The sequence below is a fragment of the Desulfoluna sp. HI9BLuna genome (assembly GCF_056829775.1).
In genome coordinates this window covers 1,563,182-1,589,528 of sequence record NZ_CP186555.1, presented here as the reverse complement: position 1 = coordinate 1,589,528, position 26,347 = coordinate 1,563,182, and the positions used below count along the sequence as shown (strand labels likewise).

The 26,347-nt window shown below is 57.9% G+C and carries 18 protein-coding genes; 10 read left to right on the top strand and 8 right to left on the bottom strand.

Annotation, left to right across the window (positions count from 1 at the left end):
• Positions 1-36: 36 nt before the first annotated feature.
• A complete protein-coding gene (locus ACOYW0_RS06260) occupies positions 37-972 on the bottom strand; it encodes a hypothetical protein (RefSeq protein ID WP_482417694.1) in 936 nt (311 codons plus the stop codon).
• 2,038 nt (positions 973-3,010) lie between these two features.
• Between ACOYW0_RS06260 and ltrA the strand changes: the two genes are divergently transcribed.
• Positions 3,011-4,288, top strand: coding sequence for a group II intron reverse transcriptase/maturase (gene ltrA / locus ACOYW0_RS06255; protein WP_482417693.1), 1,278 nt, complete (start codon positions 3,011-3,013; stop codon positions 4,286-4,288).
• A 156-nt stretch (positions 4,289-4,444) separates the two neighbouring features.
• Here ltrA and ACOYW0_RS06250 read toward each other — a convergent pair whose 3' ends face one another.
• From ACOYW0_RS06250 to ACOYW0_RS06230, 5 genes are all read right to left on the bottom strand, one after another.
• Complete coding sequence (locus ACOYW0_RS06250) at positions 4,445-6,637, bottom strand: M14 family zinc carboxypeptidase (RefSeq protein WP_482417692.1); 2,193 nt, start codon at positions 6,635-6,637, stop codon at positions 4,445-4,447.
• Between the two features lie 593 nt (positions 6,638-7,230).
• Entirely contained in the window at positions 7,231-8,472 is a 1,242-nt protein-coding gene (locus ACOYW0_RS06245) for a hypothetical protein (protein WP_482417691.1), read from the bottom strand.
• A 178-nt stretch (positions 8,473-8,650) separates the two neighbouring features.
• Positions 8,651-9,931, bottom strand: coding sequence for a TRAP transporter large permease (locus ACOYW0_RS06240; protein WP_180139866.1), 1,281 nt, complete (start codon positions 9,929-9,931; stop codon positions 8,651-8,653).
• A gap of 15 nt (positions 9,932-9,946) precedes the next feature.
• Positions 9,947-10,447: a TRAP transporter small permease gene (locus ACOYW0_RS06235; RefSeq protein ID WP_180139869.1), complete on the bottom strand. Its 501-nt coding sequence runs from the start codon at positions 10,445-10,447 to the stop codon at positions 9,947-9,949.
• Positions 10,448-10,505: 58 nt separating this feature from the next.
• A complete protein-coding gene (locus ACOYW0_RS06230; RefSeq protein WP_482417690.1) occupies positions 10,506-11,498 on the bottom strand; it encodes a TRAP transporter substrate-binding protein in 993 nt (330 codons plus the stop codon).
• A 712-nt stretch (positions 11,499-12,210) separates the two neighbouring features.
• Here ACOYW0_RS06230 and ACOYW0_RS06225 point away from each other — a divergent pair.
• The 3 genes from ACOYW0_RS06225 (at position 12,211) to ACOYW0_RS06215 (ending at position 17,316) form a co-directional block, all read left to right on the top strand.
• Positions 12,211-14,946 carry a response regulator gene (locus ACOYW0_RS06225; protein WP_482417689.1) on the top strand — a complete coding sequence of 912 codons (2,736 nt, stop codon included), beginning with the start codon at positions 12,211-12,213 and terminating at the stop codon, positions 14,944-14,946.
• A gap of 126 nt (positions 14,947-15,072) precedes the next feature.
• Positions 15,073-16,053, top strand: a complete 981-nt coding sequence (locus ACOYW0_RS06220; RefSeq protein WP_482417688.1) for a response regulator — start codon at positions 15,073-15,075, stop codon at positions 16,051-16,053.
• Between the two features lie 96 nt (positions 16,054-16,149).
• Positions 16,150-17,316, top strand: a complete 1,167-nt coding sequence (locus ACOYW0_RS06215; protein ID WP_482417687.1) for an ABC transporter substrate-binding protein — start codon at positions 16,150-16,152, stop codon at positions 17,314-17,316.
• A gap of 94 nt (positions 17,317-17,410) precedes the next feature.
• Here ACOYW0_RS06215 and ACOYW0_RS06210 read toward each other — a convergent pair whose 3' ends face one another.
• Both ACOYW0_RS06210 and ACOYW0_RS06205 read right to left on the bottom strand, forming a co-directional pair.
• Positions 17,411-17,701: a hypothetical protein gene (locus tag ACOYW0_RS06210; protein ID WP_482417686.1), complete on the bottom strand. Its 291-nt coding sequence runs from the start codon at positions 17,699-17,701 to the stop codon at positions 17,411-17,413.
• Positions 17,702-18,663: 962 nt separating this feature from the next.
• Positions 18,664-19,689 carry a sigma-54 interaction domain-containing protein gene (locus ACOYW0_RS06205; protein ID WP_180139892.1) on the bottom strand — a complete coding sequence of 342 codons (1,026 nt, stop codon included), beginning with the start codon at positions 19,687-19,689 and terminating at the stop codon, positions 18,664-18,666.
• Positions 19,690-20,501: 812 nt separating this feature from the next.
• Here ACOYW0_RS06205 and ACOYW0_RS06200 point away from each other — a divergent pair.
• From ACOYW0_RS06200 to ACOYW0_RS06175, 6 genes are all read left to right on the top strand, one after another.
• The gene (locus ACOYW0_RS06200) at positions 20,502-21,755 is read left to right on the top strand and encodes a GumC family protein (RefSeq protein ID WP_482417685.1); all 1,254 of its coding nucleotides are present in this window, start codon (positions 20,502-20,504) and stop codon (positions 21,753-21,755) included.
• A complete protein-coding gene (locus ACOYW0_RS06195; protein WP_482417684.1) occupies positions 21,740-22,021 on the top strand; it encodes a hypothetical protein in 282 nt (93 codons plus the stop codon). Before ACOYW0_RS06200 ends, ACOYW0_RS06195 begins: the two co-directional genes overlap by 16 nt.
• Before the next feature lies 1 nt (position 22,022).
• Complete coding sequence (locus ACOYW0_RS06190; RefSeq protein WP_482417683.1) at positions 22,023-22,889, top strand: polysaccharide biosynthesis tyrosine autokinase; 867 nt, start codon at positions 22,023-22,025, stop codon at positions 22,887-22,889.
• Positions 22,890-22,917: 28 nt separating this feature from the next.
• Positions 22,918-24,303, top strand: coding sequence for a TIGR03013 family XrtA/PEP-CTERM system glycosyltransferase (locus ACOYW0_RS06185; protein WP_482417682.1), 1,386 nt, complete (start codon positions 22,918-22,920; stop codon positions 24,301-24,303).
• A 155-nt stretch (positions 24,304-24,458) separates the two neighbouring features.
• Positions 24,459-25,052, top strand: a complete 594-nt coding sequence (locus tag ACOYW0_RS06180; protein ID WP_482417681.1) for a polysaccharide biosynthesis/export family protein — start codon at positions 24,459-24,461, stop codon at positions 25,050-25,052.
• On the top strand, positions 25,052-26,338 hold the full coding sequence (locus ACOYW0_RS06175; RefSeq protein WP_482417680.1) for an outer membrane beta-barrel protein: 1,287 nt from the start codon (positions 25,052-25,054) through the stop codon (positions 26,336-26,338). The genes ACOYW0_RS06180 and ACOYW0_RS06175 overlap by 1 nt, the downstream gene beginning before the upstream one ends.
• Positions 26,339-26,347: the final 9 nt, after the last annotated feature.

Genomic DNA, 26,347 nt, shown 5'->3' with positions numbered 1-26,347 from the left:
GGCTGCCAAGGATTTCCGGCTGCCGGGCAGGCTTTTTTACGCGCCCCCTTTATCCGTTGCAAAGGGGTTGTGAAGTGAGGCCAGATAGGCCCCCACACGGCCCTGGAAAAAGAGCCGGAGCACCAGGCTTCCAACCAGGCACATGGGCACGATGACCAGAATCGAGAAAAACAGAGAGAGGAAAAACAGGAACTCCATGGGGTAGCGAAGCCCGTACCAGAGGCGGCCGGAGAGTCTCGCCAGCTTGGCCCAGGGCCAGAAGAGGAGCAGGCCGAATTTTTCCGGCAGCATGTATTTGCCGCTCACCTCCGGCACCTCGTCGCTCAATTTGACCAGGCGGCACTCGTCCAGTTCCTCTTTTTCCAGGGCCACGGCAAGGCGACTGCCAACGCTTTCCAGGGAGTCGATATCCCGGGAGGATACCCCGGCGGCCGGCAGGGAGCGGATGACCTTTTTTCGCCCGGTGAAGAGCCACAGGGGGGTGGTGAGGAAGGTGGCTGAAGCGGGCCCCTGGTCGATGAGCACCACATGGCCGATGATTCGGCCGCCAAGCCTTCTCACGAGGGTACTGGCCTGGAACCAGGCACGGTGCCACATGTTCCGGCAGGCATTGACCATGACCACGGGCGTTCCTTCAAGAACTTTAGCCCCTTTGGTGTGCAAAAATCCCAGCATGGGAAGGGAGAGTTTCAGGAACCACACATGGTACCCCAGGATGACCAGGTCGTAGTCCCCAGGTTTTAATTCCATTTCGGGTGTTTCCATGGCCGGCGGGACTTCGAGGTAGGCTTCGGGAAACACATCGAAGAAGCGGAAAAAGGTCCATGGGTAGGGGTAGGCCTTTTTAGGAGAGAGCACCAGGGTCTCGACCTCCACTCCCTCCAGCGCTTTGAGGGGCCGGGTAAGGGATTCCAGGCACTCCCCCAGCTGGCCGCTTTGGGAAAAATAGATACACAACACGCGTTTCATCATCCGACTCCTTCGTTTAAGGTCAAAATGGGTAAGGCTATACGTTGATGAAAAATGAATGAGGCACGTCATCACACAGTCCGCGGTTCAACGCGTGGACTATCCCGTCTATGCACAAAGCCCACGGGGTTCATCTGGCTGCTCTTCAGGTTCCGGCCTTTGATGACAGGAAGGCGTTTACTCACTTGTGAGAGGCAATAAAAATGCCTCTTTCCCGGCCTGTGAGGCGTGCCGGCGTGGCCCTGGGGCAGTCATCTTTCGGGGCGCCGGCTGGTGAGCGCAATTGTCTTCGTCGTCATGGCTGCTGTCTCGCGTTGGTTGCGGGCTGAGCAAAGGGCCTGATCGCAGGGAACAAACGATTTTATTTCAGAAAGGAGAATAAGGAAGGATCGCCAACTTGACACACCTCGGGTGTGTCTATATATTGACTGGCAACAGTGAGAATACCTTTCTTATTCTCATGCCTTGGGAGTACAGGGTGTGGCCGCACTCTGTGCTCCTTTTTTTTTATCTGAAGCGTTTTGAATCAAGTTAAAATAAGAAGGTGCCCCGGCAACGGGTGTCAACGTTATCGTTGTATTACAGGAGGGGCAATCGCGTATGCTGGTGGTGGTACTTGTCTGGTGTTGCGAGGCTCAAACTGGAACATTTATTCGTTGTGTTCAGTTTATAGAGAGACGGTTTTTCTTTGTCAAGATATTTTGAATGACTTTTTTACTCTGCGCTTTTCGTGTGTGCTGAGTGGCGATTTTGTGCCAGTTTAAAAGTAGTTAAAATACGGCACGGGTGAGGTTTCGCTGTGTGTAACTGTTTGTTTGTATAGGGTGTGTATCTGGTTGGCGATGCTGCATATGTGTGATGTCTAAAATTAATTGTTCCATGAATTAGAAAATGATAAAGGACAAAATTTATCTCTCCTAACGACGTTTTTAATTCGCCTGTTCGCATGGCGGTACCCTTAAGAAAGAGCATTTTGTTTGCTTTTTAATGATGATAAAGGGGCGGCGCCAGAAAAAGGATAGACCCACATAACGTGGGTTTTGGATCGGTTTGTGTTTCTCTTTTATTAAGATATTGTTTTATCTTTTTAAATTGTTAACCCTTGCTAAGTATGTGGCGTGTCTGGGTGGGCTGCTCTTTGTTTGTGTGGGAAAGGCTCTTTACAGTGTTTCGCAAAGGTGGCGATATCCGTCGCCGAGGGTGGGGATGTCATCAGTTCTTACGTACTGACGGGGCAAGGGCTTTGGCGTTGGCCTGCCGGAGAAGGCAAAACGGGCGACTCGGAGGAGTCGCCCGTTTTTTGGTTTGCCCGGCAAAGCCGGCACCCCGTCTGCTTGAAAGAGAGCAGAGATACCCCGTCCGAGGGGAAATCAATCCTAATCGCAAGGGCGTTTCTGGTAACGGAAGGGTCTGAAGGAAGCGATAGGGAGTGAACGGTACATAGCGCAAGCGAACCTGATACGGCTCGTGCAGTGGGTAAGCCTGCCAAATAAGGCAATGCCCGATACTCGGACAGACTGCAAGAGTGATTGAGGATGGGATCGTTCACAGGGACCGGAAATTAACCGGGGAAGCCCTGCAGAGTTCTAAAAAAAAAAAAAAAAGATATCACCCGACAAGAGGAGACTCAAGGAGGGGGAGATGCTTTGCAGGGTGGCAGATGAGCCCGTAGTAGTGATGAAATCTCAGCCTGAGAAGCCCGGTAACGGAGTGGAGGAGAAAACAGAGATGATCAGCAGCATGGACTGTTGAGGCTGCCGGAAAGCCAAAAGCGCCGACAGTTGCGAAGGGGTGAAGTTTAATCGAAAGCTTTGGAAGCAGAACGTGAAGATGAGCGGAGAACAAGCCGCCTGACGAGGCGGGCAAGTGGTAATGAAGTCCCCCTGGGAACAGGGCTCTTTAAGCAAACTGCTCTCATCGGAGTAAGCGACGCAGATGGCTGTACATTGCCGAATACGGATAGAAAGCAGGCAGGCGTTGCCGAAGACTCGAAACGCATCACCGGAACGATCTGACAGAAGAAGCGAAGCAAGAGGAAGAGATGGGAAAACGAGTCTGGTACAGCCTTTACGATCGGCTTCTTCATCAAGAGGCACTTACAGGGGCATTCAAAAAGGTGAAATCGGCGAATGGAGCTCCCGGGATAGACGGGCAGTCCTGCAAAGATTTTGCCTTGGAACTGGACACAAATATCCAATCTCTTCTGATGGAACTAAAGGGGAAGAGCTACCTGCCGTCTCCTGTGAAGCGAGTCGAAATCGACAAACCGGATGGCGGCATCAGGAAAATCGGTATCCCTACGGTTCGTGACCGAGTGGTCCAACAGGCGTTAAAGACCATACTGGAACCCATCTTCGACCCGGGCTTCCATCCATCGAGCTATGGGTACCGTCCCAGTCGAGGTGCGCAGGATGCCATCGCCAAAGCAACGATGTTCATGCGCGATTACAACCTGAAATGGGTTGTGGATATGGATTTGAGTAAGTGTTTTGACACGTTAGACCACGACCTGATTGTTCAGGCAGTTCGAGAGAAAGTAGCAGATCGCAGTATCCTGAATTTGATTCGAATGTTCCTGACAGGTGGAGTGTTAACCTCCGGCGAACTGGAACCGACAACCGTCGGTAGTCCGCAGGGTGGCGTCATCAGTCCACTGTTAGCCAATATTTATCTGGATAAGTTTGATCAGTATATGAGGCGACGGGGGCATCGAATCACACGTTATGCAGATGATATTGTCATCTTCAAAGCGAGCAAGGCAGGGGCAGAAAGAGCACGGGAAGTGGCAACGGGCTATCTCGAGGTGAAGCTAAAGCTGACGGTTAACCAGAAGAAGACTCATATAACGAGTCTGTGGAAGGGAGTACCGTATCTCGGGGTGGTTATCGGTTCGAGGTACACCCAGGTGAAACCCGAACGGAAGAAGGCCTTTAAAGAAAAAGTCCGGAAGTGCACCCGACGCAACACCCCAGTGAATCTTGCGAAAGTCATTTATGATCTGAATCCTATTCTTAGGGGCTTTGCCAACTACTTTAAAGTGGCAAACTGCAAGGGATGGTTCAGGGAGATGATGGGGTGGATACGAAGACGTCTGCGAGCAATCCAGATGAAGTTATGGAAGAAACCTCGAAAGCTTCACCGCAGACTCAGGCAACTGGGCTACACCGGTGAGTTCGAGAACATCCGGATGAGTTCGTGGCGAAATGCGGCATGCCAACTGAGCCACTGGGCTATATCGAATAAGTGGCTTGAAAAACTCGGACTGTTCCAGATGGACAAGATAGAGACGGGAGTGCTTCCCCAGCCAATGCTGGGATAAGGTTGGACAGGAGCCGTGTACGAGGCCCGTACGCACGGTTCTGTGAGAGGGATGAAGCAGAGCTGATCACTCTGCTTCACCCTACTCGATTTTCGGGGGCCTTAGCCCGGATATTTCACGAGTATAGTGCATCCATATTCAAGGCTGCACAGTCCCTTACTGGTAGGACACGCTCAAGCTCACCCCGGAGAAGGCGGAGTAGGCCCGGATGCCGATGTAGGTGGCCCCTGCATTGGGAGAGGCATTGGTACAGGTTTCGTTGTTGCCCCATTTGTAAGGCCTGCAGTCGTAGTCGGACAGGGTTGGCTTTTCGCCGAAGCGGGTGTAGAGGTCCGCGTCGCCTGAGCCGCTGTCGATGTCAATGGTGAGGTTGGCTGCCCCTGCCGGGAGGATGACCTTGTAGTAGAGCCAGTCACCTTTTGCCGCGGCAAGGTCGGTGAGGGTCTCCCCGTTGGCGATGACCGGGACCCCGTCATCGGCCGTTACCACCACCTGCTGGGTGGCGGTGGCTGTGAGACCGTCGTTGTCGGTGACCGTGAGGGTCACCGTGTACGATCCTGCCGCGCCGTAGGTGTGTTGCGGGTTGGTCTGGGTACTGGTGGCCCCGTCTCCGAAGGCCCAGGCACGGGAGGTGATGCTGCCGTTGTCGTCGCTGCTTTCGTCGGTGAACTGGACGGCCAGGTCTGTGGCATCAAAGGTGAAGGATGCCGTGGGTGCCCCGGGTTGGGCCACGGTGAGGAAGAGGGCACTTACGGCGCCCCAGTTGTTGGCTGCATCTTTGGCGCGCACGAAGACCATGTGCTCGCCGGCGGTAAGGCCCGAGGTGTTCACGGTGCCGGTGATGCCTTCGGAGGTGGCGTTAAAGGAGCCATCGGCGGCATTCAGGGCGTGGGTCACGGCACCGGGGGCCCATGGGGGCATGTCCACGGTGTATTCGGCAGCGGCGATGGCCTGGGAGGATTCCGTGCCGTTTGCGCTGCTGTAGCGGGTGTCCACGGCCGTGGCCGTCAGGGTGCCGTTGGCGCCCAGGGCCAAGGTGATAATGTCCGGCCCTGCCGGGATTTTGTATGGGGCCCGGGCCACCTTGGCCGCGTAGATGAGGGCGGGAAGGTTGCCGGGGAGGATCTGGTTTTCATAGGTTGAGCAGGACTGGAAAAAAGCGGTGCCCAGCTCAAAGCAGTATCCGGCGATGCCCAGTTCGCCGTAGGCGTAGTCGTCGGTGGTGCCGGTGGTGGGGTAGAGGCCCACGGCCTGCTGGGGAGTATACCCGTTGAAGTAGGCGAACTTCCTGCCCAGGGTCTGGAGCTGGGTGCCGTTGGGGGCGGGGTTGCTGGTGTCGCCCCAGGGCCAGAGCACCAGCTCGCTGTAGCTGTGGATGTCGATGTACAGGCCCGAGGCGTCGTCGGAAACCAGGCCCCCCGGGGTGCCTCCGTTGTGGTCCTCGAAGATGGCCTTCATGTAGTTCTGAACGGCCTGGGTTTCAGGTTCGGACGCCGCGTGAGAGCCCCGGTAGGTCTGGTCGCAGGTGTAGGTGCTGGCCCCGCTGCCGCCCCAGTGAAAGTCAAAATTGCGGTTCAGGTCCGCGCCGGGGGTCTGGTGGGCGCAGTAGTCGGTGTTGTGGTTTTTCCGCCAGGATGCACCGCCCTCGGCCTGTTTGCGTCCGTCGGGGTTGGCGTGGAGCATGAGATGGACTTCATGGTGATCAAGGATCCACCTGCTGTCCGCATCGGTCTGGTAGGTGTCCACGAGGCGGTGGGCAAAGGCCAGGGCCAGGGGAGAGGTGGTGTACTCCCGTGCGTGGATGGCGCTGGTGATGAAGAGTTTGGGTTTGTCACCGGTGAGGGTCTTGTTGGTGAGCTTCAGGACAAAGAGGTCGTAGCCGCCGCTTGTGTTCTCTTTTTTCCAGGAATCCCCGGCATCGATGATCTCAGCCAGGTTGGGGTTGGCCGTGACCATGGCCTGGGCGTCGCTGAAGGTGGCTTCCACCGTTTTGTAGCAGGGGTAGCCGGGTATGGTGTCCGCTGATTGTGCGGACAGGGCCATGGGGGCTGCGGCGTCTTTCCGGTGGAGGATGTACCCTTCGTGGGGCTCGATACGGAACCCCAGGGACGTGAGGTACGCCTCGTCTTTCACGGTGGCATGAATTACCAGAAACCCCTCATCGTAATTGATCTCCGGCGGGGTGGGCTCAAAGGACTTGATCACGTAAAGGGCGACCTCTTTGTCCGTAAAATAGGCCTTGACGTACCGCCTTGTCTCCTCGCTCTTTGCCTGGTCGGCAAAGGCTGCGGTCCCTAAGGTCATCAGAAAAACACTCGCGAAAAACAGGCATAGACATTTGGATCTCATGCACATCTCCTTTTCGTTGGGTTAAGCGTCCGGTGCGTGGAACAGGACCTTTTTGATGGGCCGGAGACGCCCAAATGCATGGGGGTTCGACCCATCACGACAATCGGGGGGGAAAGATCGTAAGCACATCGCGAGGTGTAACGGTGACCCGAGGGCGATGTGCGTCATGGGTTTTCGCATTACCGGCAGGGCCATGGGGACTGGCGCCTGGTTTTTTTGTCTCTATACGTTGGTTTTCAACGGCTCTTGGGCCGGAGGCGTGATGCTTTTTTACTGATACCGTGAGTCAATGGCGGGAAGATTATAGCTTGTGTCGTGATGACAACAGGCATTTGATTTCGTTGGGTATTATATCGTCGTTTTTTTGGATGTCAAGGTGGCGGGACTGGGGTGAGGGGGGAAGGTGATGGCGGAGGAGTACGTTTTATGGTGGCGCCCGGAGCATCGCACTTCCGCGCGTTTAATAAAACGCGTGGGCGCGATGACACCGGGCACAACGGGCGAGTCGGGCGGCAGTGGCTTAAGGTTCATACGCTCTCAGGCCATATGCCGGGCCGTGATGGCGTGAACGCCGCCCGACCCCATGTTGCACCTTACTTTTCGGGGTAGAGGAAGGCAAAGGCCTCCTCTTTGAAAGCGGCTCTTTCGTGCATGTCGGCTGTGGCCTTGCCGATGTTGCCTGCAAGGGCGGGCACGGCATGTTCAAGGATCGCCAGGTAGTGATCGGCGTCCTGGGCGGTAAAGGCCGGGATCTTCCAGGTCTTGACGGTCTGCTCCGAGACCACCATGGAGAGAACCGCGCACATGCCGGGCATGATGCCGCCGCCGCCCACCAGGTTGTGGAGGTCAGAGGACATGAAGGTCACCCCTCCGGCGTCCTGGCTGACGATGGTGGCCAGCTCGCCCACGATGCGGACTTTTTCGCGCGCCGTGTCTGCTTCGGCAAGCGAGTTGCCCAGGGCGGCGATGCGCTCGCCCAGCTCACGGGTGCCCTTTGCCATGTCTCCTTTTCCCCTGGGAAAGGCGGTGTCGGAGTGGGTGCAGGGAAGGCCTGCCGCGTTGATCCCTTTGATGAGGGCGTCAAAGACCGAGGGGTTGTCCACCTCTTTGTTCATGCGTACCCAGAACATCTCTTCCCGGTTGTCCTTGAAGACGGCAGGGGCATAGGCCTTGCTCTCCAGAACAAAGGTGGGCAGGGCGTCCAGGCCCAGCTCTTTCATGACCCGGCCCTTGTCTCCGAGCATGACGTTGCCTTCCAGGTCCTCGTCCGGGCCCAGGCCGCCTTCGCTGGCGTTGATGACGGCCATTACCGAGACGGGAATATCGTCGATGTCCAGGACGGTACCGATGATTTTTCCCACTTTGCCGGGCATGTCCTCAACCCCGGTGACGAACTGTCCCGGGTATTTTTTTTCAAAGGTGTCCACCACGGCCAGGCAGGCGGCGGTCTGAAGGGCCACGGGCAGCTCCAGGACGCCCTGGCCGTAGATCCTTCCGAAGGCGGTGCATGCCACGGTCTGGCTGTAGATGGCGTCCATGCCGATGGCAAGGCGGGCCAGGGTAGCTTCATAGGGGGTGATGCCCCGGCGGGTCCGGGCCGTGCCTGTGCCGCCGTCTTCTGTGGTGACGGTGACGGTGCCGGTTTCGATGTCCGCATCCACCGAGGCGATGGTGGTGCGTGCGGGAAAGGCTTTTCGCAGAAGGGCGGAGACGACGGCAAATCCTGCTGAATCGTCCTGGACAAACCCGAAGTTGGTGTGGACATGGCCCGCGCCCACATGGCCGGTGATGCCTAACGTACCGCGGGATACGCTGCTTTTGGAAATCTTCATCATGCTGGCTCTTTTTTTAACTGTTGAGAGTAGGGGTGCCGGCTGCGGTTATGCATGCGGCACAGGCGATACAGAGAAAAAACGACAAAATCTGCCTCCGGCTGGACGCCGGAGGCAGATGCACGCTGAGTCGTGTCCCCGGTGTTTCGGGGACACGTCCGCAAGATAGAGGCTTTTCTTTTTACAGTCCCGGCAACCAGAGGGCCAGGGACGGCACAAAGACGATGGCCAGAAGGGCCAGCACCATGGTGAGCAGGAACGGGAGTACCGCCACGCTGAGTTTTTCAATGGACAGGTTACTGATGCTGCAGCCCACGAAGAGGTTGACGCCCACGGGAGGAGTCAAAAAGCCCATGGAGGAGGTCACGATCATGACGATGCCGAAGTGGATCGGATCCATACCCAGGTGCTTGACCACGGGAAGGAGCAGGGGCGTCAGGATCAGGATGTTGGCCAGGGCGTCCATGAAGGTTCCCATGACAAGGAGGAATACCAGGATAATGGGAATCAGGATGTACCTGTTGTCCGAAATGCCCGTGAGGATGTCCACCAGCTGGTTCGGCAGGTTGTAGAACAGGAGGATCTGCCCCAGGGCCGTTGCCGTGGCCACCACAAGGAAGATGGAGGCGGTGGTCAGGGCGGTGCCCTTGAACACGTCGGCGATTTTGCTCCAGCTGAGGGTCCTCAGGAAGATCCCTTCCATGATGAGGGAGTAGACCACGGCAATCACGCCCGCTTCCGTGGGGGTGGTAAAGCCGCCGTAAATGCCGCCCAGAACAATGAGGGGAACCATGAGGGCGGGCAGGGCCGACTTGAGGGAGGAGAGTACCTCGGAGACAGGGGCCCGTTTCCCGGAACCGGTGAATCCGTATTTTTTGGACAGGATGTAGCTGCACAGCATGAGGCAGGCACCCACAAAGAGGCCGGGGATGACACCTGCGATGAAGAGGTCGCCTACGGAGACACCGGCCGTGGTGCCGTAGATGATCAGGGGAACGCTGGGGGGGATGATGACCCCCAGGCAGCCTGCGGCGGTGTTGACCGCGGTGGAAAAGGACTTGCTGTACCCTTCTTCCTCCATGGCAGGCACCATGATGCCGCCGACAGCGGCCACGGTGGCGGGTGCGGAACCGGAAAGGGCCCCGTAAAACATGCTCGTGAGAACGGAGATGTGAGCCATGCCCCCTGTGATATGGCCCACCAGGGACCGGGACACCGCCAGCAGTCTCTGGGCCATGCTGCCCTTCTGCATGATCTCGCCGGCCATGATGAAAAAGGGAACCGCCATGAGGGGGAAGACATCCAGGGACGTAACCATCTTCTGGATGAGAAATTCATACGGAAGCAGGTCGCTGAAGGTCATCCCCACGGTGACGCTCAACCCGATGGCGATGCCGATGGGCACGCTCAACAGGAGAAATGCCGCAAGTGAAACAAACGTTAAAATAATTGCCATATCCATAGGGCAGGGTCTTCCTTAATTGATTTCCATGATTGAAGGGTCGTACTTGCCCGTGATGACCCCCCAGAGTCTCTCCAGGGTACGCAGGGCCATGAGGCCTAAGCCCACCGGAACGCTGAGAAACACCCAGTACATCTGCACTTCAAGGGCCGGTGTTTTCTGGCCCGTGGTGGCCAGGAACTGAATGAACTTGATGCCCCAGAAGGTGGCGCAGGCGCAGAACACCAGGGTGCAGAGGTGAGCTGCGATGGTGACGGGCTTGGCAAATTTTCCCCCGAACATGTTCCGGATCACCGTGACTTCCAGGTGGCGGTTCATCTGGGTGGCGTAGCTGCATCCCACGTAAACGGCCCAGATAAAGAGATAGCGTGCGACTTCCTCGGACCAGTCGAGGGAGTTCTGGAGCACGTATCGGTTGAAGACCTGGACAACGGTGATGCCTGTCATCAAAACCAGCGCCAACGAGGAGAAGATCTCCTCGGATCGGTTGATGACGGATTTGGTCGATTTAATCATGCGGATGAACTCCTGTGGCCGGGTATGCCGGAGGACCGGCATACCCGGGTGTTCTTCATTACTCGGCGATGGTTGCCTTGGCCTGTTCGATCAGCTCTTTGCCGATACGTTTTTCAAACTTCTTGTAAACACCTTCGGTGGCTTTCTGCCAGCGCGCACGCTCTTCGGGGGTGAGAACGGTGACGTTGACCCCTTTGTCCTTCAGGTTGGCCAGGATCTCTTTTTCGCCGTCACGGATGAGCTTGCGCTCATAGAGCTTGACCTCTTCGAAGGTGGTCAGGACGAGCTCTTTCTGCTTGGGAGTGAGGCTGTCGAGGAATCGCTTGGAGATCATGACGAGGTGGGGGCTGTAGAAGCTGTTGACGATGGTGACGTTGTTGTTGACTTCAGGGAAGTTGTTGTGCCATGCCAGGTTGAGGTCGATGTCGATGCCGTCCACGGTCTTCTGCTGCAGAGCGGTGTATACCTCGCCCCAGGAGATGGGGGTGGGGTTCATGCCCAGGCTTTTCAGGGTGGCAATGTGTGCCTTGGAGGGGGTGGAGCGGATCTTCAGGCCCTTGGCGTCTTCGAGGGTGGCCACGGACTTTTTGTTGTTCCAGAGGTTACGGAAGCCGATCTCGATGTATCCGAGGCCGATGATGCCGCTTTTTTCGAGGGCCTTGCTGGCGTTTTTGCCGATGGGGCCGTCGGTGATTTTATCGGTTGAAGGATAGTCGGGGAAGAGGAAGGGCAGGTCGAAAATCAGGAATTCGTCGGAAAAGGGGGAGAGGTTTGCGGTGCCTGCAGACCCCATCTGGAGCATGTTGAACTGGAGGCCTTGAACCACGCTGTCGAAGTTTCCGAATTTTGAGCTGTCGAAGATATCCACGCGGAACTCGCCGTTGCTTCGTTCTTCAAGCAGCTCCTTGAATTTTTCGAATGCCTGGCCCATGGGATGCTGGGGGACGTTGGGGTGGGCAAGTTTGATCACGATGGGTCCGGCCACGGCAGTGGTGGCGGTTAGAAACAGGGCGATCATCAGGGTTGCGAAAATGGTCTTTAGTCTGGTCATCCTTGAACTCCTTAACTCCTTATGTATTAAAATGTCCGAGAGCCTCTCCGGAGCTCCCGGGCTGTACCGTCACGCATATCGGGGCGTGGTGCCGCATACCGTTAAAGCGTGCGGTGCGCCGGATTCCATCCCCGTTGTCGGTCAGGTTGCGGGGTGGCCATCGCGTTTCGAAATGTATCGATCGCCGCGCTGGGCCTGGGTTTTCGCGTTCCCGACCAGGGGACACTCTCTCCTTTGTATGAATCTTTTTGACAGGTGTCATGAGTCTTATTGAACACACTGTACCTTCTTAATTGGACATGATAGGTGGCTTTGGTTCAAAACTAAATATGAATACAATATCTAAAAAGTGACTATACAAAATAGGCATTAAGGGGTGCGGCCTCGTGGCCTGAACGGGAACGAATCGTGGGGGGAAAGATGCATGATTTCGAGGGGATGTTCTAACTGTCGGTCTATTCTATCATTTTTGAGGTTTGGAGGCGAAGGCATTGTGCCTATTTTTAATGGGCAATTTGAGGGGACTTGATGGTTGTTCGGCTCTGTTCGGGTATGCTATTTAGGGGACAGGCAGTGCCCCTTCAGGGTTCAAAATGCTGTTGTCTGTGTTTGACAACCAGGTTTTTGAACTGCGGGAACGCCTGGCTGCCGGTTGTAGGCTGCTGGGAAACGGGTGTTGTCGGACAGGGAACCAAACGGTGAGGGGCGATCCATGGGGGTAAAAAAAACAGGTTTTATGCCCGGGCTCTGGAAACAGAGCCTCATGGCTCGTCTGGTGGGGTCGTTTCTCTTTCTGTCCCTGACCATCGTGAGCCTGGTGGGGTACATCGGATACCACCAGGCCACCGAAGCCCTCAAGGCATCGGTGTTCGACCGCCTGGACACCGTGGCCACCTTTAAAGCTGGGGAGCTGAACCGCTGGGTGGAAGACCGCATGCTGGATGTGGCCTTTTTTGCCAGCCTGTCCGACGTGCGGGGGCCCGCGGAAATTCTCCTGACGCACCCTTCGTCTGATCCGGCTTACGGGAAGGCCCACGCTGACCTGGCCCACGTCATGGACGATATTCTGGCCGGAAGGTCAGACCCCGAGGAGATTTTTATCCTCTCGGCCGTGGGGGGGCAGATCCTTGTCTCCACCGATTCGTCCCAGGAGGGGATGTACCGGCCCAAGGACATCTATTTTACCCGTGGGCTCCAGGCCAACGCCATTCAGGGCGTGTATGCGTCACCCATGACCCTGAAGCCCACCCTGACCCTTGCCACCCCGCTTTTTGACGGGGCGGGGGAGCGGCGGCTGGGCGTGCTTGCCGCCCACATGAACCTGAGGCACATGGATCAGATCGTTCGCAACGCCGCAGGGCTGGGCCAGAGCGGTGAGTCCTATCTTGTGGATTCGCTTAATGTGTTTGTTTCGGCAGACCGGTTCGGGCGTCTGGAGTTTCCCAGGGGCATCCACACCGAGGGCATCGATACTGCGGTATCGGGCCTCAACGGCTCGGGCATCTACGAAAACTACGCCGGGGTGAAGGTGATCGGTGTGTACCGCTGGCTGGAGGAGCGGCAGCTGGCCCTGCTGGTGGAGATGAGCCTGGAAGAGGCCTTTGCCCCTGCCCGAAGGCTGGCCCGGAACATCATCGCTGTGGGGGTGGTTTCGGCCTGGCTCCTGGCCCTGGGAATCTACGCCCTGGCTCGCCAGATCGCGCGGCCCATCCGGACCATTGCCGACACGGCCGTTCAGGTGGCCGGAGGGGATCTGGACTCCACGGTGCCGGTGCCCACCGAAGATGAGGTGGGCCGCCTGGCCCGCTCCTTCAACCGGATGGTCGCAGAGGTGAAAAAACACCGGGATCACTTGGAGTTCCGTGTTGCCGAGCGCACCACCGACCTCAAGGAGGCCAACGCAAGGCTCCAGCATGAGATTGCGGTGCGCAAAGAGGCGGAAGGGGAGGTTCGGGCCTTGAACGAAGGCCTTGAGCAGCGGGTACAGGATCGGACCTCGGAGCTCTCCGTGGCAAACGCCCTGCTTCAGCGGGCCAAAGAGTCTGCCGAGGCCGCGAGCAGGGCCAAGGGCCGGTTCCTTGCCAACATGAGCCACGAGTTGCGGACCCCGTTGAATATCATCCTGGGGTTTTCGCACCTGTTGAACCGGGACGAGCGCACCACCTCGGACCAGCAGGCGTCCCTTAAGACCATCACCCGGAGCGGGGAGCACCTGCTGGCCCTTATCAACGATATTCTGGAGATGTCCAAGATCGAGGCGGGGCGGACCACCCTGAAGCAGCATAGTTTCGACCTGCACCTGGCCCTGGAGGGCATCGAATCGATGATGCGCAGCAGGGCCGAGGACAAGGGCCTTGCCCTGACGGTGGAGACCTCCGTTGACCTGCCCCGCTATATAAGGTGCGACGAGACCAAGCTTCGCCAGGTCCTGGTCAACCTGCTGGGCAATGCCGTGAAGTTCACCGATGAAGGCGGCGTGACCTTGCGGGTCCGGCGCGGCACGGAGGCCCCTGAAGCGTCGCGTCTCTTTTTTGAGGTGGAAGACACCGGCGTGGGCATTGATTCAGGGGAGGCCGGCATCATTTTCGACGCCTTTTCCCAGGCCGGGGATGGTGAGACGGAAAGGGAGGGCACGGGCCTGGGCCTTGCCATCAGCAAACAGTATGTGGACCTTATGGGGGGCCAGATTGCCGCCCAGGGCCTGGATACCGGAGGATCGCTTTTCCGGTTCGATGTCCGGTTTGACGCTGCCGATATGGAAGAGGTCAAGGTCAAGAGCCCTTCCCGGCGGGTAACGGGGCTTCAGCCGGACCAGCAGGCCTTTCGGGTCCTCATTGTGGAAAACAACCCCGAGAGCCGCACCCTGCTGACAAAATTGCTCACCTCCGTGGGCTTTGACGTTCGGGGGGCAAGCAACGGACGGGAGGGGGTCGACCTGTTTCACCAATGGCACCCCCACCTGGTCTGGATGGACCTGAAGATGCCGGAGATGGACGGATACGAAGCCACCCGGCAGATCAAGGCAAGCCCTGAGGGGCAGGCTGCCAAGGTCATTGCTTTGACCGCCAGCTCCTTTGACGAGCAGAGGGGCGATGCCCTGGCAGCGGGTTGCGATGATTTTGTGGGCAAGCCCTTTCGGGAAGACGATATTTTTGGGGCCATGGAGAGGCACCTGGGTGTGCGATACCTGTATGAAGCAGGCGCCCAAGGGACCGCTGGGGCGGATGCCGGGGACGAGGCGCCCCGGCCTGTTGTGGCCGCAGACCTGGGCACCCTGCCAGAGGCGCTGATCACCAGACTCTCGGATGCGGCAACGGCCTGTGATGTGGGCAGCGTGGCAACGATTATCGAGGAGGTCAGAGAAATCGATACCTCCGTGGCAGAGTCCCTGGCCGAACTGGCCGATGGTTTTCGGTACGATGACATTCTTGCGTTGATCAATGGGTAATGCACGGTGGGGTGGTCTCAGCCGTGTTGAGTCCGTCGATACTTTTTTAAACCCTGTTTGACCAACTTTTCAAACGTTTGGCCCCCGGCAGCATCGCCGGGGGCACGTGCATGCGGAGAGACCCAAATGGAGATGGACCACATGACGTCGGGGCACTGGAACCACGCCGAGGGAAACATCCTTGTGGTGGACGACAATCCCGAGAATTTGAGGATTCTGGTGAAGCTGCTCACCGAGGCCGGTTACAAGGTGCACGCCGCGGCCAAGGGCTCCCTGGCCCTGGGAGCGGTGGAGCGATCCCTGCCGGACCTGATCCTCCTTGACATCAAGATGTCGGGCATGGACGGGTACGAGGTGTGCCGCCGGTTGAAGGCAGACGGGCGAACCGCGGAGGTCCCCGTGATTTTCATCAGCGCCCTGGATGACGCCGAGGACAAGGTCAAGGGCTTTGGCCTGGGCTGCGCCGACTACATCACCAAGCCGTTTCAACTTGAAGAGGTCCTGGCGCGGGTTCGGACGCACCTGGGGGTGTTCCGTCTGAAACGCCAGCTCAACGATAAGATCAGGCTCCTCCACCACGAGATCGTTGAACGCCAGCGCGTGGAGGCCATGCTCCAGGAAAAACATGATCAGATGGAGCAGGAGGTGGCCCGGCGCACGGCGGAGCTGCAGGAGAAATCCCGGCACCTCGAAGAGGTGAACCAGGCCCTCAAGGCCATGCTGGACCACAGGGATCTTGAAAAACGGGCCATTGAGGACAATATGGCCGCCAACCTGAAAAAATACGTGGCTCCCTACCTTGATCAGATGAGAAGAACCGTCCGGGAGGAGGAGCACAGGACCACGCTGACGATTATCGAGACAAACCTCAATGAGCTGGTGGTCCCGATCCGCAACAGCATCTCTTCGAAATACATGGATCTGACACCCACGGAGATCAAGGTGGCGGACCTGATCCGGCAGGACAAGGGGAGCAAGGAGATTGCGGAACACCTGAACCTGTCCATCAGTACGGTGGCCAATTTTCGGCACAACATCCGCAAGAAGCTGGGGCTTAACAACAAGAAAACCAATCTCAAAACCTATCTCTCCACCCTGGCCCCGTAAGCGGCACCGCCATGGGGGGATTGGGCTCGGCAGGTATCAGGGACTGCACGCTCCTTTTCCGGGCGCGGCAACGGCAATGTTATGAAGGGAAAGACCATGTTGAATGTAAACTATTTTTTATCCCTGCTCTGGTCCGCATTGGTGGTGACTCTCGTCTCTGGCGGGTTGTGGGGCTGCTCCTCCCCTTCGCCTCCGCCTGAGATACGCATCGGCGTCATTGCCCCCCTTACCGGGGATTCGGACGCCAGATGGGGAAAATCTTACGTGAACGGGGCCATGCTTGCCGTTGCCCGGCTCAACGACCAGGGCGGCCTCATGATAGACGGGCGAAAGCTTAAGGTCACCCTCACCTTTGCCGACAGTCAGGGCAACCCCCAGCTCGCCCTGAACGTGGCCCGCAAGCTCATTGCCCGGTACAACGTGGACGCCCTGGTGGGGGCCCCTAGAAGCCAGGTGGCCATCCCCGTTGCCGCCCTTGCCGAGAGCCGCCGTATTCCCTTTGTGACCTCCATGGCCACTCACCCTGCGGTGACCCGGGGCAGGCAGTTCAGTTTTCGGACCATCTTCAGCGATACCTTCCAGGCCGAGGTCCTCGCCCGGTTTGCCTTTCACGACCTGGGTGCCAGGCAAGCCGCTGTCCTGTACGAGGTGACCAGCGATGACAACAGCAGCCTGGCCGGTCTGTTCAAGTCCGAGTTCGAGGCCAAGGGGGGGCAGGTGGTGGCCTTTGAACCCTATGTCTCCGGGGAGTCGGACTGGACCCGCCAGTTCGAGGCCATCCGCACCAGCGGCGCCCAGATCCTGTTTCTGCCCAATTTCGGCAACGAGGTGCCCCGTCAGGCCCGCCTGGCACGTGAGGCCGGTATCGGTATGCCCCTTCTCGGCGGTGACGACTGGTGGGGCATCGAGACCGGAAAAGACCGCGCCGCCCTGGAAGGGGGCTTTTTCAGCACCGACTACGCCCTGGATCTGGACAGTCCCCAAAATAAAGCCTTCGTGGCTGCCTACCGCGAGCGTTACAAAGAGGATCCCAACGACAACGCCGCCCATATTTACGACGCCCTTGGCCTGATTTTCAAAGTCATCGCAGAGCAGGGCCGCGTGGACTCCGAATCCCTTCGCCATGGTCTGGCAGGAGTCCGAAATTACTCCGGCGTCACCGGGACCATGCGGTTCAAAGGCAGTGGCGACCCCGTCAAAAGCGCCCAGATCATCCAGGTCACCGAGGGAGGGTTTTCCGTGGTGAAAACCATGGAACCCTAGCCACATCAGCGATATGCCTGCCCGAAGATAAATAACCCGGGCATGGCAATGGGTTGTGGGCAAGGGTTCAAAGAGCGTTTATTCTTTGAACCCTTCACCCCGCTATTCCCTTCATTTTTTCATGCTCTTCCTTGTAAATAGCCACCATGCGATCGATTTTGGCGTACTGCCGTGTCAAAAGATCTTCGGCAATGGTTCGGAGCCCCCACTTTTTAAAATCGACCTGAAGGCCGTTGCCGCTTGGGTTGTCTGTTCCGTGAAGTTCATGGAAAAAACCGCCCACCGAGGTCAGCAGGCGATGAACATCCTTGATGGCGTCGCACAGTTCCGCAATTTCAGCCCCTGAGAACATTTCAGGGGTGGGTCGGGTATCGGGCAGGGTCATGATGGACTCCTTTTTGGAATGGTGGATGGTGAGCGGTGAATGGTGGATGGTGAGCGGTGAATGGTGAGTAGTGAGTAGTGAATAGTGAATAGTGAGTAGTGGCGGCGCTACCGTTATGAAACACCCCAGACCCAAGCCACCGTGCATGGGCCCTCAGCCCGTAGGGTGCACTCCGTGCACCATGCCCGGGACCGTCGGGCAGTTGAAAATGGCCGCAGCGATCGCTATCCAATACACAGCACACCCCAACGCCGCTTCCCCTCATCTTAAAATCAAACGAGGCATTTTTTTTGCGGCGGCCCATGCTCAAAAAGAGCACAGAGCCGCCTGTGACATCGGGAACGGGAAAACGCGCCTCAGGTGAGATCAGGAAGAGGAAACGGACGCAACACCACAACTGCCGGGGCTGTTCGAGAACGCGCAGAAATCCGAAGGGGCGTTTTCCCGATCGTTAAGCAGAAACGCGCGCCTGCCTTGGCCATTGGGCACAGCAATCGTGTCTGTGAAGGGGTTTTCCGGGACCGTGTGATAAGGAAAATACGGCTTGAAATAGGGGTGGGGGTGGTGTAAAAAATCGCTTAGCCATGACGACCTCCTTGTAAGGTTGTTTTGGTCAGGCCTGGCAGGATGTTGCAGCATCCTGTCGGGTCGCACCATTGAGATGGTTGGATCAATCAATAACTAGTTATTACCTCTCACCATAATTTCATCTTTTTAGCCTGTCAATGTTTTTTCTCTGGTAAATTCGTGTGTTATTCATTTCGGCTGCCGCCGAAATTATTCGTGGTATGGCTGTGGGCAACGTGCTCGATTTACGTTTTTACGCAATGGCCGCTTGTTTGACGATGCCTTTGCATGGTTAATTCGTCCCTTCGCCTTAAAGGTATAATACGGGGAGAAAAGGCCGGGTGAGCAAAGGTGATGCCCAGGGCCTTGACCAGGGCCAACCCGCTTTTAGGGTCTCAATTGGGCTCACTGATGTTGAGTCGGTCGATTTTGGTGAGCAGGGTTTTGTAGCTGATCTTGAGGATCTTGGAGGCGTGGGTCCGGTTCCAGTTGGTGCGGTCCAGGACCTTGGCAATGACCTCTTTTTCCACGAGGTCGGTGGCGTTTTTTCGGATGGCCTTGAGGGAGAAGGTCTCCATGGCCTCGGGGGAGTCGGCGGCCATGGCGCGGAGTTTTTCCACCAGCCCGTTTCCGTTGGCCGGGGTGGCATCCGGGGTGGTGGGGGCGGGGTGTTCGTGGAGGATCTCCGAGAGGGTCTCGTCGTCGCAGCCGATGAGGAGGATGCGCTGCAACACGCTCACGAGCTGTCGCACGTTGCCGGGCCAGGAGAAGTCGCAGAGCCTGCCGTAGGTGTGGGTGCTTAAGGGGGCGATGACCCGGTCCGGGTACTTGTCCTGATAGTGGCGGGTGTAGTGGGTGATGAGCTCGGGGATGTCTTCGGGCCGCTCCCGTAAGGGGGGGATGTTGATCTGGATCATGTTGAGGCGGTAGTAAAGGTCCTCCCGGAATTTTTTCTCCAGGATCCTCTGCTTGAGGTCGTGGTTGGTGGCGGAGACCACCCAGGTGTTGGAGGTGATGTTGGTCTCCGAGCCCAGGCGGCTGTACTCCCCGCTCTGGAGAACGTGCAGGAGCTTGGCCTGGAGGGGAAAGCTCATGTCCCCGATCTCGTCCAGGAAGAGAACGCCCCCGTCTGCCAGCTCGAATTTTCCCTTTCGCTTGCGGTGGGCCCCGGTAAAGGCTCCCTGCTCTACTCCGAAGAGCTCGCTTTCCAGGAGGGTGTCCGGGATGGCTGCGCAGTTGACCTTGACGAACTCTTTTTTGCGCCGTGGAGAGAGCTCGTAGAGCACCCGGGCCACCACCTCCTTGCCGACACCGGTCTCACCGGTGATGACCACGTTCAGCGAGGTGTCCTGGGAGACCAGGCGGATGATTTCCCGGATTTTCTGGATACTGGGGCTGGAGCCCACAAGGGGAGTGTCCATGGCGTTGCCCTCTTTGCTGTGTCCGGGTGCGTTAACGTGGCAGTATCGGGGAAGGGGAGATAAGGCGCGGAGCATCGGGTGAGGGGCCGACGGGCGCGGGCCATGCCTCGGGGTGAACCGGCGGGACATGGAGGCTCGGTGACGTCCGAGCGGGGCGCGGGTCGGGAAAGCGAGCAACACATCGTGAGATCAATGTCCCTAATACCGGCGGTGCCTTGCAGGGCCAGGGAAGGGTGACGGGCTGTCCACCCGTATCCATGGGTCGCGAGGCGATTCCAGGCGGCTTTTTCGTTGTCAACGGATGCATCGGCAAGGCCGCCTATAAGGAATACCGATCTCCTGCGGCGCGCATCATTTCACAGGCGCCGATGGTAAACGCATGTGCATGAAAAATCATGCCGTGTCGTCATTTTTCAGATCATGAATAGTGTTGAATCTTGATAAATAATAGATTATTATAAATCCCATATCAAGCTCAAATTTCCCTGCCTGGTTTGACCTGAATTCTCCTCCTATCCGGTTGTTTCATCGTTTCCACTTGTCTCTTCCATGAGTCTGCTCCGTGCCGTTCCGCGGCATTGCGGGAAGCTTGCAAAAAAGGTGTCCGGCCTCGCGTCGGCTGCCCAGTGCGCCAGGGCTCACGCAGGACCCACCTGTCCTTTCCCACGCCTGTGGGAGAGTTGTCTACCGATACGTACGGTCTGCTGTCCCCTTATCCATTATTTTTCATCGACAAGACAAACAAACGGACCTCGTCGCTCACCGGAACGGCCCCTGTGATCTGGAGCCGCCCAACGACTGCTGGAGGATATATGAAAGGTATCCGACGCGATAAGAACGACATGGAGTTCTACATCGGAATGGTCTCAAAGTGGTACTGGATCGTGCTGATCACCCTGGCCCTTTCCCTGAGCTTCGGCATTTACCGTGTGTTGACCCTGCAGAATTTCTACGAAGCCCAAACCGTGATCCTTGTCCAGCCCCGGAACCTCTCTCCGGACGTGGTCCGGACCATTGTCTCCGAAGAGACCAACATCCGCATCACCACCCTTGCCCAGCGCATCCAGAGCCGGACCAACCTGGAAAAAATCATCAGGGAGTTCAATCTGTTTTCAGGCGACTCCCAACAGGAGATGTTCATGGAAGACAAGGTGGCCGTGTTGCGGAAGCGCATCTCCGTGGAGTTGACCCGGGGGCGCAACCGCACCGCAGACTCCTTTACGGTCTCCTATCGGGGGACGGATCCGGTGCGGGTGACCCAGATCACCGATGCCCTGGCCGCCAACATCATCGAGGAGAACCTCAAGCTCCGGGAGAGCCTGGTCCTGGGGACCAACTCCTTTCTGGAGACCGAACTCAAGACCATGCGGGTGAAGCTCGTTGAAACGGAGGCCAAGCTCAAGGAGTACCGGGAACGTTACATGGGCGGGCTTCCCGAGCAGCTGGAGAGCAACCTGAGCATTCTGGACTCCCTGAATGAGCGCCTCACCGAAGTACGTGCCGAGGTGAGGATGTCCAAGGACCGCCTGGACATTTTCCTGCAGCGGGCCAACCAGCCCGTGGACCCGACCCTGGATGAGGTGCCGGTGCGCTCCCTGACCAAGGAGCAGGAACTGGCCCGCCTGCGGGAGGAGTTGAACTTCCGGTTGAAGCGCTACACCGAGTACCACCCGGATGTCCTGCAGGTGAAGTCGGCCATAGAGCAGCTTGAGGCGGAGCCAGACGAGGGGGCCGTGGCCCAAAGGCCGCAGACCAGGCCCTTGACGGCCTTTGAGCAGCAGAGGGCCGCGCTTTTGGCCGAGGTCCGGGCCAATGAAAAGGAACGGAACGATCTGATGGCCCAGATCCGGCTTTACAAAAAGCGCGTGGAGGACACCCCCAAACGGGAGCAGGAGCTGATCTCCCTGCAGCGGGATTACGATAATATCCGCAGCGCCTACCACTCCCTATTGAACCGCCAGATCGAATCCCAGATCGCCGTGAACATGGAAAAGCAACAGAAAGGGGCCAGTTCCGCATCATCGATCCGGCCCGGGTGCCGGAAAAACCCATGGTTCCGGACATGAAAAAGCTCATTCTCTTCATTCTGGTGGGGGGCCTGGGCCTGGGCTGCGGCATCGTGGCGTTGCTGGAGGTGACCATGCAGACCTTCCGGGGAACCGGTTCCGTGGAGATGTACACCTCGCTTCCCGTGATCGCCAATATCCCGACCATCCATGAAGGGTCGGGGATCAAGCGGTTTTTCGTGAAACGATTCATTCCCGCAGTGGGCGGCCTGACGACGGTGTGCCTGCTGGGGACCCTTTTGGGACTCATCTTTATCAAGGGGTGACATGATGGGGCATTTTTCCAAAGCACTTGAGAAAAGGGGGCTGGAACGCAGCGATAAACCCGAGGTCTCCACGACCACGACTGAGGCACCCGTGCCGGAGGCCACTGAGGGCCTGGCGACCCCGGATGAGGGGACCCCGGAGGCGCCACCCTTAGGCATCGCCGGGCATCCGCTGGTGGTCCTGTCGGATCCGTGGAGCTACAGCTCGGAGCAGTTCCGCTCCATCAAGACGACGATCATGTTCCCGGAAGACGGCAAGGCGCGCCGCGTGATCCTTGTGACCAGCGCCATGCCCGCCGAGGGGAAGTCCTTTGTGGCCGCCAATGTGGCGGCGGCCATCGCCGGGAGCCTGGACAATCAGGTGATGGTCATCGACAGCGACCTGAGGCAGCCCGTGGTGGCGGATATTTTTTCCTTGCCCGGTGAAGCTCCGGGCCTGGATGCCTTCCTGAACAACCGCTGCGGGCTGGACGAGGTGATCCACCCCACGCATCTTGAAAAGCTCTCGGTTATTCCAGCCGGAAAGACCGTTGAGAACCCCTCGGAGCTTATCTCCTCTGCGTCCATGCACCACCTCATCGATGACCTGAAGATGAGGTATGCGGACCACTACGTCATCATCGACTCTCCGCCCCCTTTGTTCGCCCCTGAAACCGTGGCCCTGTCCCGACACGTGGACGGGATCGTGGTGGTGGTTCGAAACGACAAGACCTCCAAAAAGGTGGTGGGGGAGATGCTGGAAAAGGTGGACCGCACCAAGGTGATCGGCATCGTCCTCAACCGACACGATGTCCCCTTCGGGCGGGATCGAGGCTATAGCGAGTACTACGCCTACCGAAAAGGGCGCGGCAACGGGAGCAAGTCTTAACCGAATCAGACGGGGCTCGGGTATTTCCATGATCAATCTATTTGAACGGTATTACACGATTAGAAATATCTTTCTGGTCCTTCTGGAGAGCCTGCTGCTCTATGTGTGCCTGCTGCTTACCTGGTTCATCGTTTCCGGTGGGAGTCCCTGGAGTGACCACTCGGGCCTTCACCTGAAGGCGGTGTGCATCATCCTGGTGTGTGTCTTCTGCCTCTATTGCAACAATGTCTACAGCCTCAGGGATATCAGCGGCTACCTGGACCTGGCCGTCAAGCTGTTTCAAGCCCTGGGCATGGCCCTGATCCTGCTGGCTCTGATCTATATCGGTTTCAGCCGGGCCAGGCTGGCCACGGAGTTCTTTCTCGTCTACGTGCCCGTGGTGGTCATGGTGCTGTCGACCTGGCGGTTTGTCTATGTCTTCATTTTGAAGACGGGCATGTTCAGCCAGAAGATCATGGTGGTGGGGGACGGCGACTTTGCCGTGGATATCTGTCGGGAGATCGAACGCGAGATCGACTGCGGGTACAGCGTGGAGGTCCTGGTCACCGAAAAGCACGTGGACGGACTCGACACCTTGAGTACACCGCACCATCACTCCTACGAGAAGCTGGCGACGACCGCCGAAGAGTTTGAGGTGGAGCGCATCGTGGTGGCGTTAAAAGAGAAGCGGGGCAGCCTGCCCGTGGATGAGCTTCTTTTGTGCCGCATGAACGGCATCGATGTCATGGACGGCAACACCTTCTACGAAATGCTCACCGGGAAATTTCTGGTCTCCTCCATCAACCCGGGGTGGCTCATCTTTTCAGACGGGTTCAGGAAAGGCCGCCTGCGCAGCATGCTCAAGCGTCTGGAGGACATCGTGGTTTCGCTGACCCTGCTGGTCCTCTTCTCCCCTGTGATGCTGGTGGCCGCCGTCTTTATCAAGCTGGACTCAAGGGGTCCGCTCCTGTTTGCCCAGGAACGGCTGGGGCAGGGGCACAAGCCTTACAAGCTCTACAAGCTTCGGTCCATGGTGGAGAACGCGGAAAAGGAGTCCGGCCCGGTGTGGGCCCTGAAAAACGATTCCCGGGTGACCCGGGTGGGGCTTTTTATTCGGAAATGGCGCGTGGATGAGCTCCCCCAGCTGTTCAATGTCCTGAAAGGGGACATGAGCCTGGTGGGGCCGCGGCCGGAGAGGGCCCATTTTGTCGAGCAGCTGGAGGCCGAGATTCCCTACTACGGGGAGCGATTCACCGTGCGCCCCGGGGTGACCGGGTGGGCCCAGGTTCGCTACGAGTACGGCGATTCCGTGGAGGACGCCATGGAAAAGCTCAACTACGACCTTTTTTACATCAAGAACATGAACCTGTTCATGGATATCGTCATTATTTTTCGCACGATCAGGACGGTGCTTTTCGGTGTGGGGGCGCGTTGACCGGGCCTTCGACCGTTTGGCGATATGGTTGAATCGCCGATATTGAAGGTGGGCTTATCCCCCTTTTAGCAGGCGTTTTGGCTTTCTACTTCGCGGCTTTTTGTCAACAAAAAATCAACGTTTGAAGAGGGTTCTGTAACCCGAGGGGCGGAGCTATGTCTAATCAATCGCGTATGGCGGTCATTCTGGCGGTCTGTCTGATGGTGACATGTGGCACGGGTATCGGAGGGGCTCTGGCCGAGACAAATAAGGCCAAGAGCCCGGAGAGCTACACCCTGGGCTTTGGGGACGTCATCGACGTGCTGGTGTGGAAAGAACCCGATTTCTCCCTTGAAAACACGGTGATTCGCCTGGACGGCAAGATCACCCTGCCCCTGGTGAGCGACGTCACCGCCGCGGGCAGGACCACCCGGCAGCTCAAGGCCAATTTGGAGAGCGCGCTGCGCAGGTATATCGACAACCCGGTGGTCACGGTGATCTTAAGGGAAGCCCGAAGCCAGCGATTTTATATCCTGGGAGAGGTGGTCCAAGCCGGTGAATACCCCCTGGCCAAGGAGCTTACCGTGCTCCAGGCCTTTGCCATTGCAGGCGGGTTCACCGAGTGGGCCAACAAAAAAGATATCTTCGTGCTGAGGCGAAACGATCAGGGGGACACCAGGATCCGCATCAACTACCACGATATTCTCTCGGGAAAGGATTTGAAGGGAAACATCGTGCTCCTGGCCGATGACACCATCATGGTGCCTTGATGATGAGGGCGCGCAGGACGGCAACAGACAGCCGCAAATGGGTGGTCCCCGCGCTGGTGTTTCTGGCCGTCGCCCTGGGCGGAGGCGTGGCAACGGATCCCGTACGGGCCGATGTACGCCTCGGGTTGGAAACCCAGGTGGAATACAACGACAACCTGTTCCTGGACGAAGGGGACGAGACCGACGATATCATCTACCGCGTCGCGCCCTGGATCGAGGCCACAAAACAGTGGCAGCGCCTTTTGACGGAACTGAGATACCAGCCTCGCTTTACCTGGTACGACGAAAACACGGACCTGGATTTCACCGGGCACAATGCGGACTTGGTGCTGTCCGGGAACGTCTCCCGCAACGTCAATCTGGCGCTGGACACCCGGTTTGTCCGAAGCGAAGAGGAGAACCGGGACCGGTTCAACTCCCAGCGATCCTCCCGTCTGCCTTACACCAACTTTTTTTCGAGTCTCACCGGTACCTGGCTTACCGGCAGGGACGAGAGCCTGGGCTTTGTCGTGAGCGGGGAGGACCTGGACTACGATGAGGAGAGCCTCTCCCAGGACGGCAGGGAGTATGAGGGGCGAATCAATGGTCGGCACCGGATTCAGGACCTGGATTTTGCAACCTTTGATGTGGGCTACGCCACCGGCGAGTACGACGACGACACCACCTATGACGTCTTCAACGGCGTGGTGGGGGCCGAGCGCGGCATCGACCGGCAACGGCGTCTGTTTGCCCGGCTGGGGTTTTCCACCACCTCCGGGGACGCCAGGGCAAACTACAACACCTTGAACCCCCTGGTGGGCATCGCAGGAGAGAAGAAAAATCTTCAGTACGATGTAGGGGCCGGTTTTCTGGTCTACGACCAGGATGATGCCGACACCGAGATCTACCCCTCTCTGGTGGCCAATGTGGTGGCCACCCATGGGTGGCGCCGGGGCGAGGTGGTGTTGACCTTTACCAGCGGGTACGAAGAGGAGTTTCTGGAGTCGGAAAACCCCGGGTTCAATACCTATGCCCTTGCAAGGGCCACGGGCCTCTACAGCCTCACCCAGGACTGGCGGTGCAGCGCACTGGGCGAGTTGCGGGGGGACGCCTACGAGGACAACCGCCCCAATCAGGATGACCGCAAGGATCTTTCCCTGATTGTGGGGGGCGGCATCGAATACCAGCTGATGCGTCGGGCCGTCGTGCGCCTGGATTATACCTTCCGCGCACGGGAGTCCGAGGACAATACCTTTGAGTACAAGGAAAACAGGGTGCTGATGACCTTGAACCTCTTCACGTTGTGATGTGTCGGG

Excerpts from the sequence above, each read along its gene's own strand:
- ACOYW0_RS06215 (WP_482417687.1), top strand. The coding sequence starts at position 16,150 with ATGTTGAATGTAAACTATTTTTTATCCCTGCTCTGGTCCGCATTGGTG.
- ACOYW0_RS06175 (WP_482417680.1), top strand. The coding sequence starts at position 25,052 with ATGATGAGGGCGCGCAGGACGGCAACAGACAGCCGCAAATGGGTGGTC.
- ACOYW0_RS06240 (WP_180139866.1), bottom strand. The coding sequence starts at position 9,931 with ATGGATATGGCAATTATTTTAACGTTTGTTTCACTTGCGGCATTTCTC.
- ACOYW0_RS06180 (WP_482417681.1), top strand. The coding sequence starts at position 24,459 with ATGTCTAATCAATCGCGTATGGCGGTCATTCTGGCGGTCTGTCTGATG.
- ACOYW0_RS06200 (WP_482417685.1), top strand. The coding sequence starts at position 20,502 with ATGAAAGGTATCCGACGCGATAAGAACGACATGGAGTTCTACATCGGA.
- ACOYW0_RS06210 (WP_482417686.1), bottom strand. The coding sequence starts at position 17,701 with ATGACCCTGCCCGATACCCGACCCACCCCTGAAATGTTCTCAGGGGCT.
- ACOYW0_RS06190 (WP_482417683.1), top strand. The coding sequence starts at position 22,023 with ATGATGGGGCATTTTTCCAAAGCACTTGAGAAAAGGGGGCTGGAACGC.
- ACOYW0_RS06205 (WP_180139892.1), bottom strand. The coding sequence starts at position 19,689 with ATGGACACTCCCCTTGTGGGCTCCAGCCCCAGTATCCAGAAAATCCGG.
- ACOYW0_RS06225 (WP_482417689.1), top strand. The coding sequence starts at position 12,211 with ATGGGGGTAAAAAAAACAGGTTTTATGCCCGGGCTCTGGAAACAGAGC.
- ACOYW0_RS06260 (WP_482417694.1), bottom strand. The coding sequence starts at position 972 with ATGATGAAACGCGTGTTGTGTATCTATTTTTCCCAAAGCGGCCAGCTG.
- ACOYW0_RS06230 (WP_482417690.1), bottom strand. The coding sequence starts at position 11,498 with ATGACCAGACTAAAGACCATTTTCGCAACCCTGATGATCGCCCTGTTT.
- ACOYW0_RS06220 (WP_482417688.1), top strand. The coding sequence starts at position 15,073 with ATGGAGATGGACCACATGACGTCGGGGCACTGGAACCACGCCGAGGGA.
- ACOYW0_RS06185 (WP_482417682.1), top strand. The coding sequence starts at position 22,918 with ATGATCAATCTATTTGAACGGTATTACACGATTAGAAATATCTTTCTG.
- ACOYW0_RS06245 (WP_482417691.1), bottom strand. The coding sequence starts at position 8,472 with ATGATGAAGATTTCCAAAAGCAGCGTATCCCGCGGTACGTTAGGCATC.
- ltrA (WP_482417693.1), top strand. The coding sequence starts at position 3,011 with ATGGGAAAACGAGTCTGGTACAGCCTTTACGATCGGCTTCTTCATCAA.
- ACOYW0_RS06235 (WP_180139869.1), bottom strand. The coding sequence starts at position 10,447 with ATGATTAAATCGACCAAATCCGTCATCAACCGATCCGAGGAGATCTTC.
- ACOYW0_RS06250 (WP_482417692.1), bottom strand. The coding sequence starts at position 6,637 with ATGAGATCCAAATGTCTATGCCTGTTTTTCGCGAGTGTTTTTCTGATG.
- ACOYW0_RS06195 (WP_482417684.1), top strand. The coding sequence starts at position 21,740 with ATGGTTCCGGACATGAAAAAGCTCATTCTCTTCATTCTGGTGGGGGGC.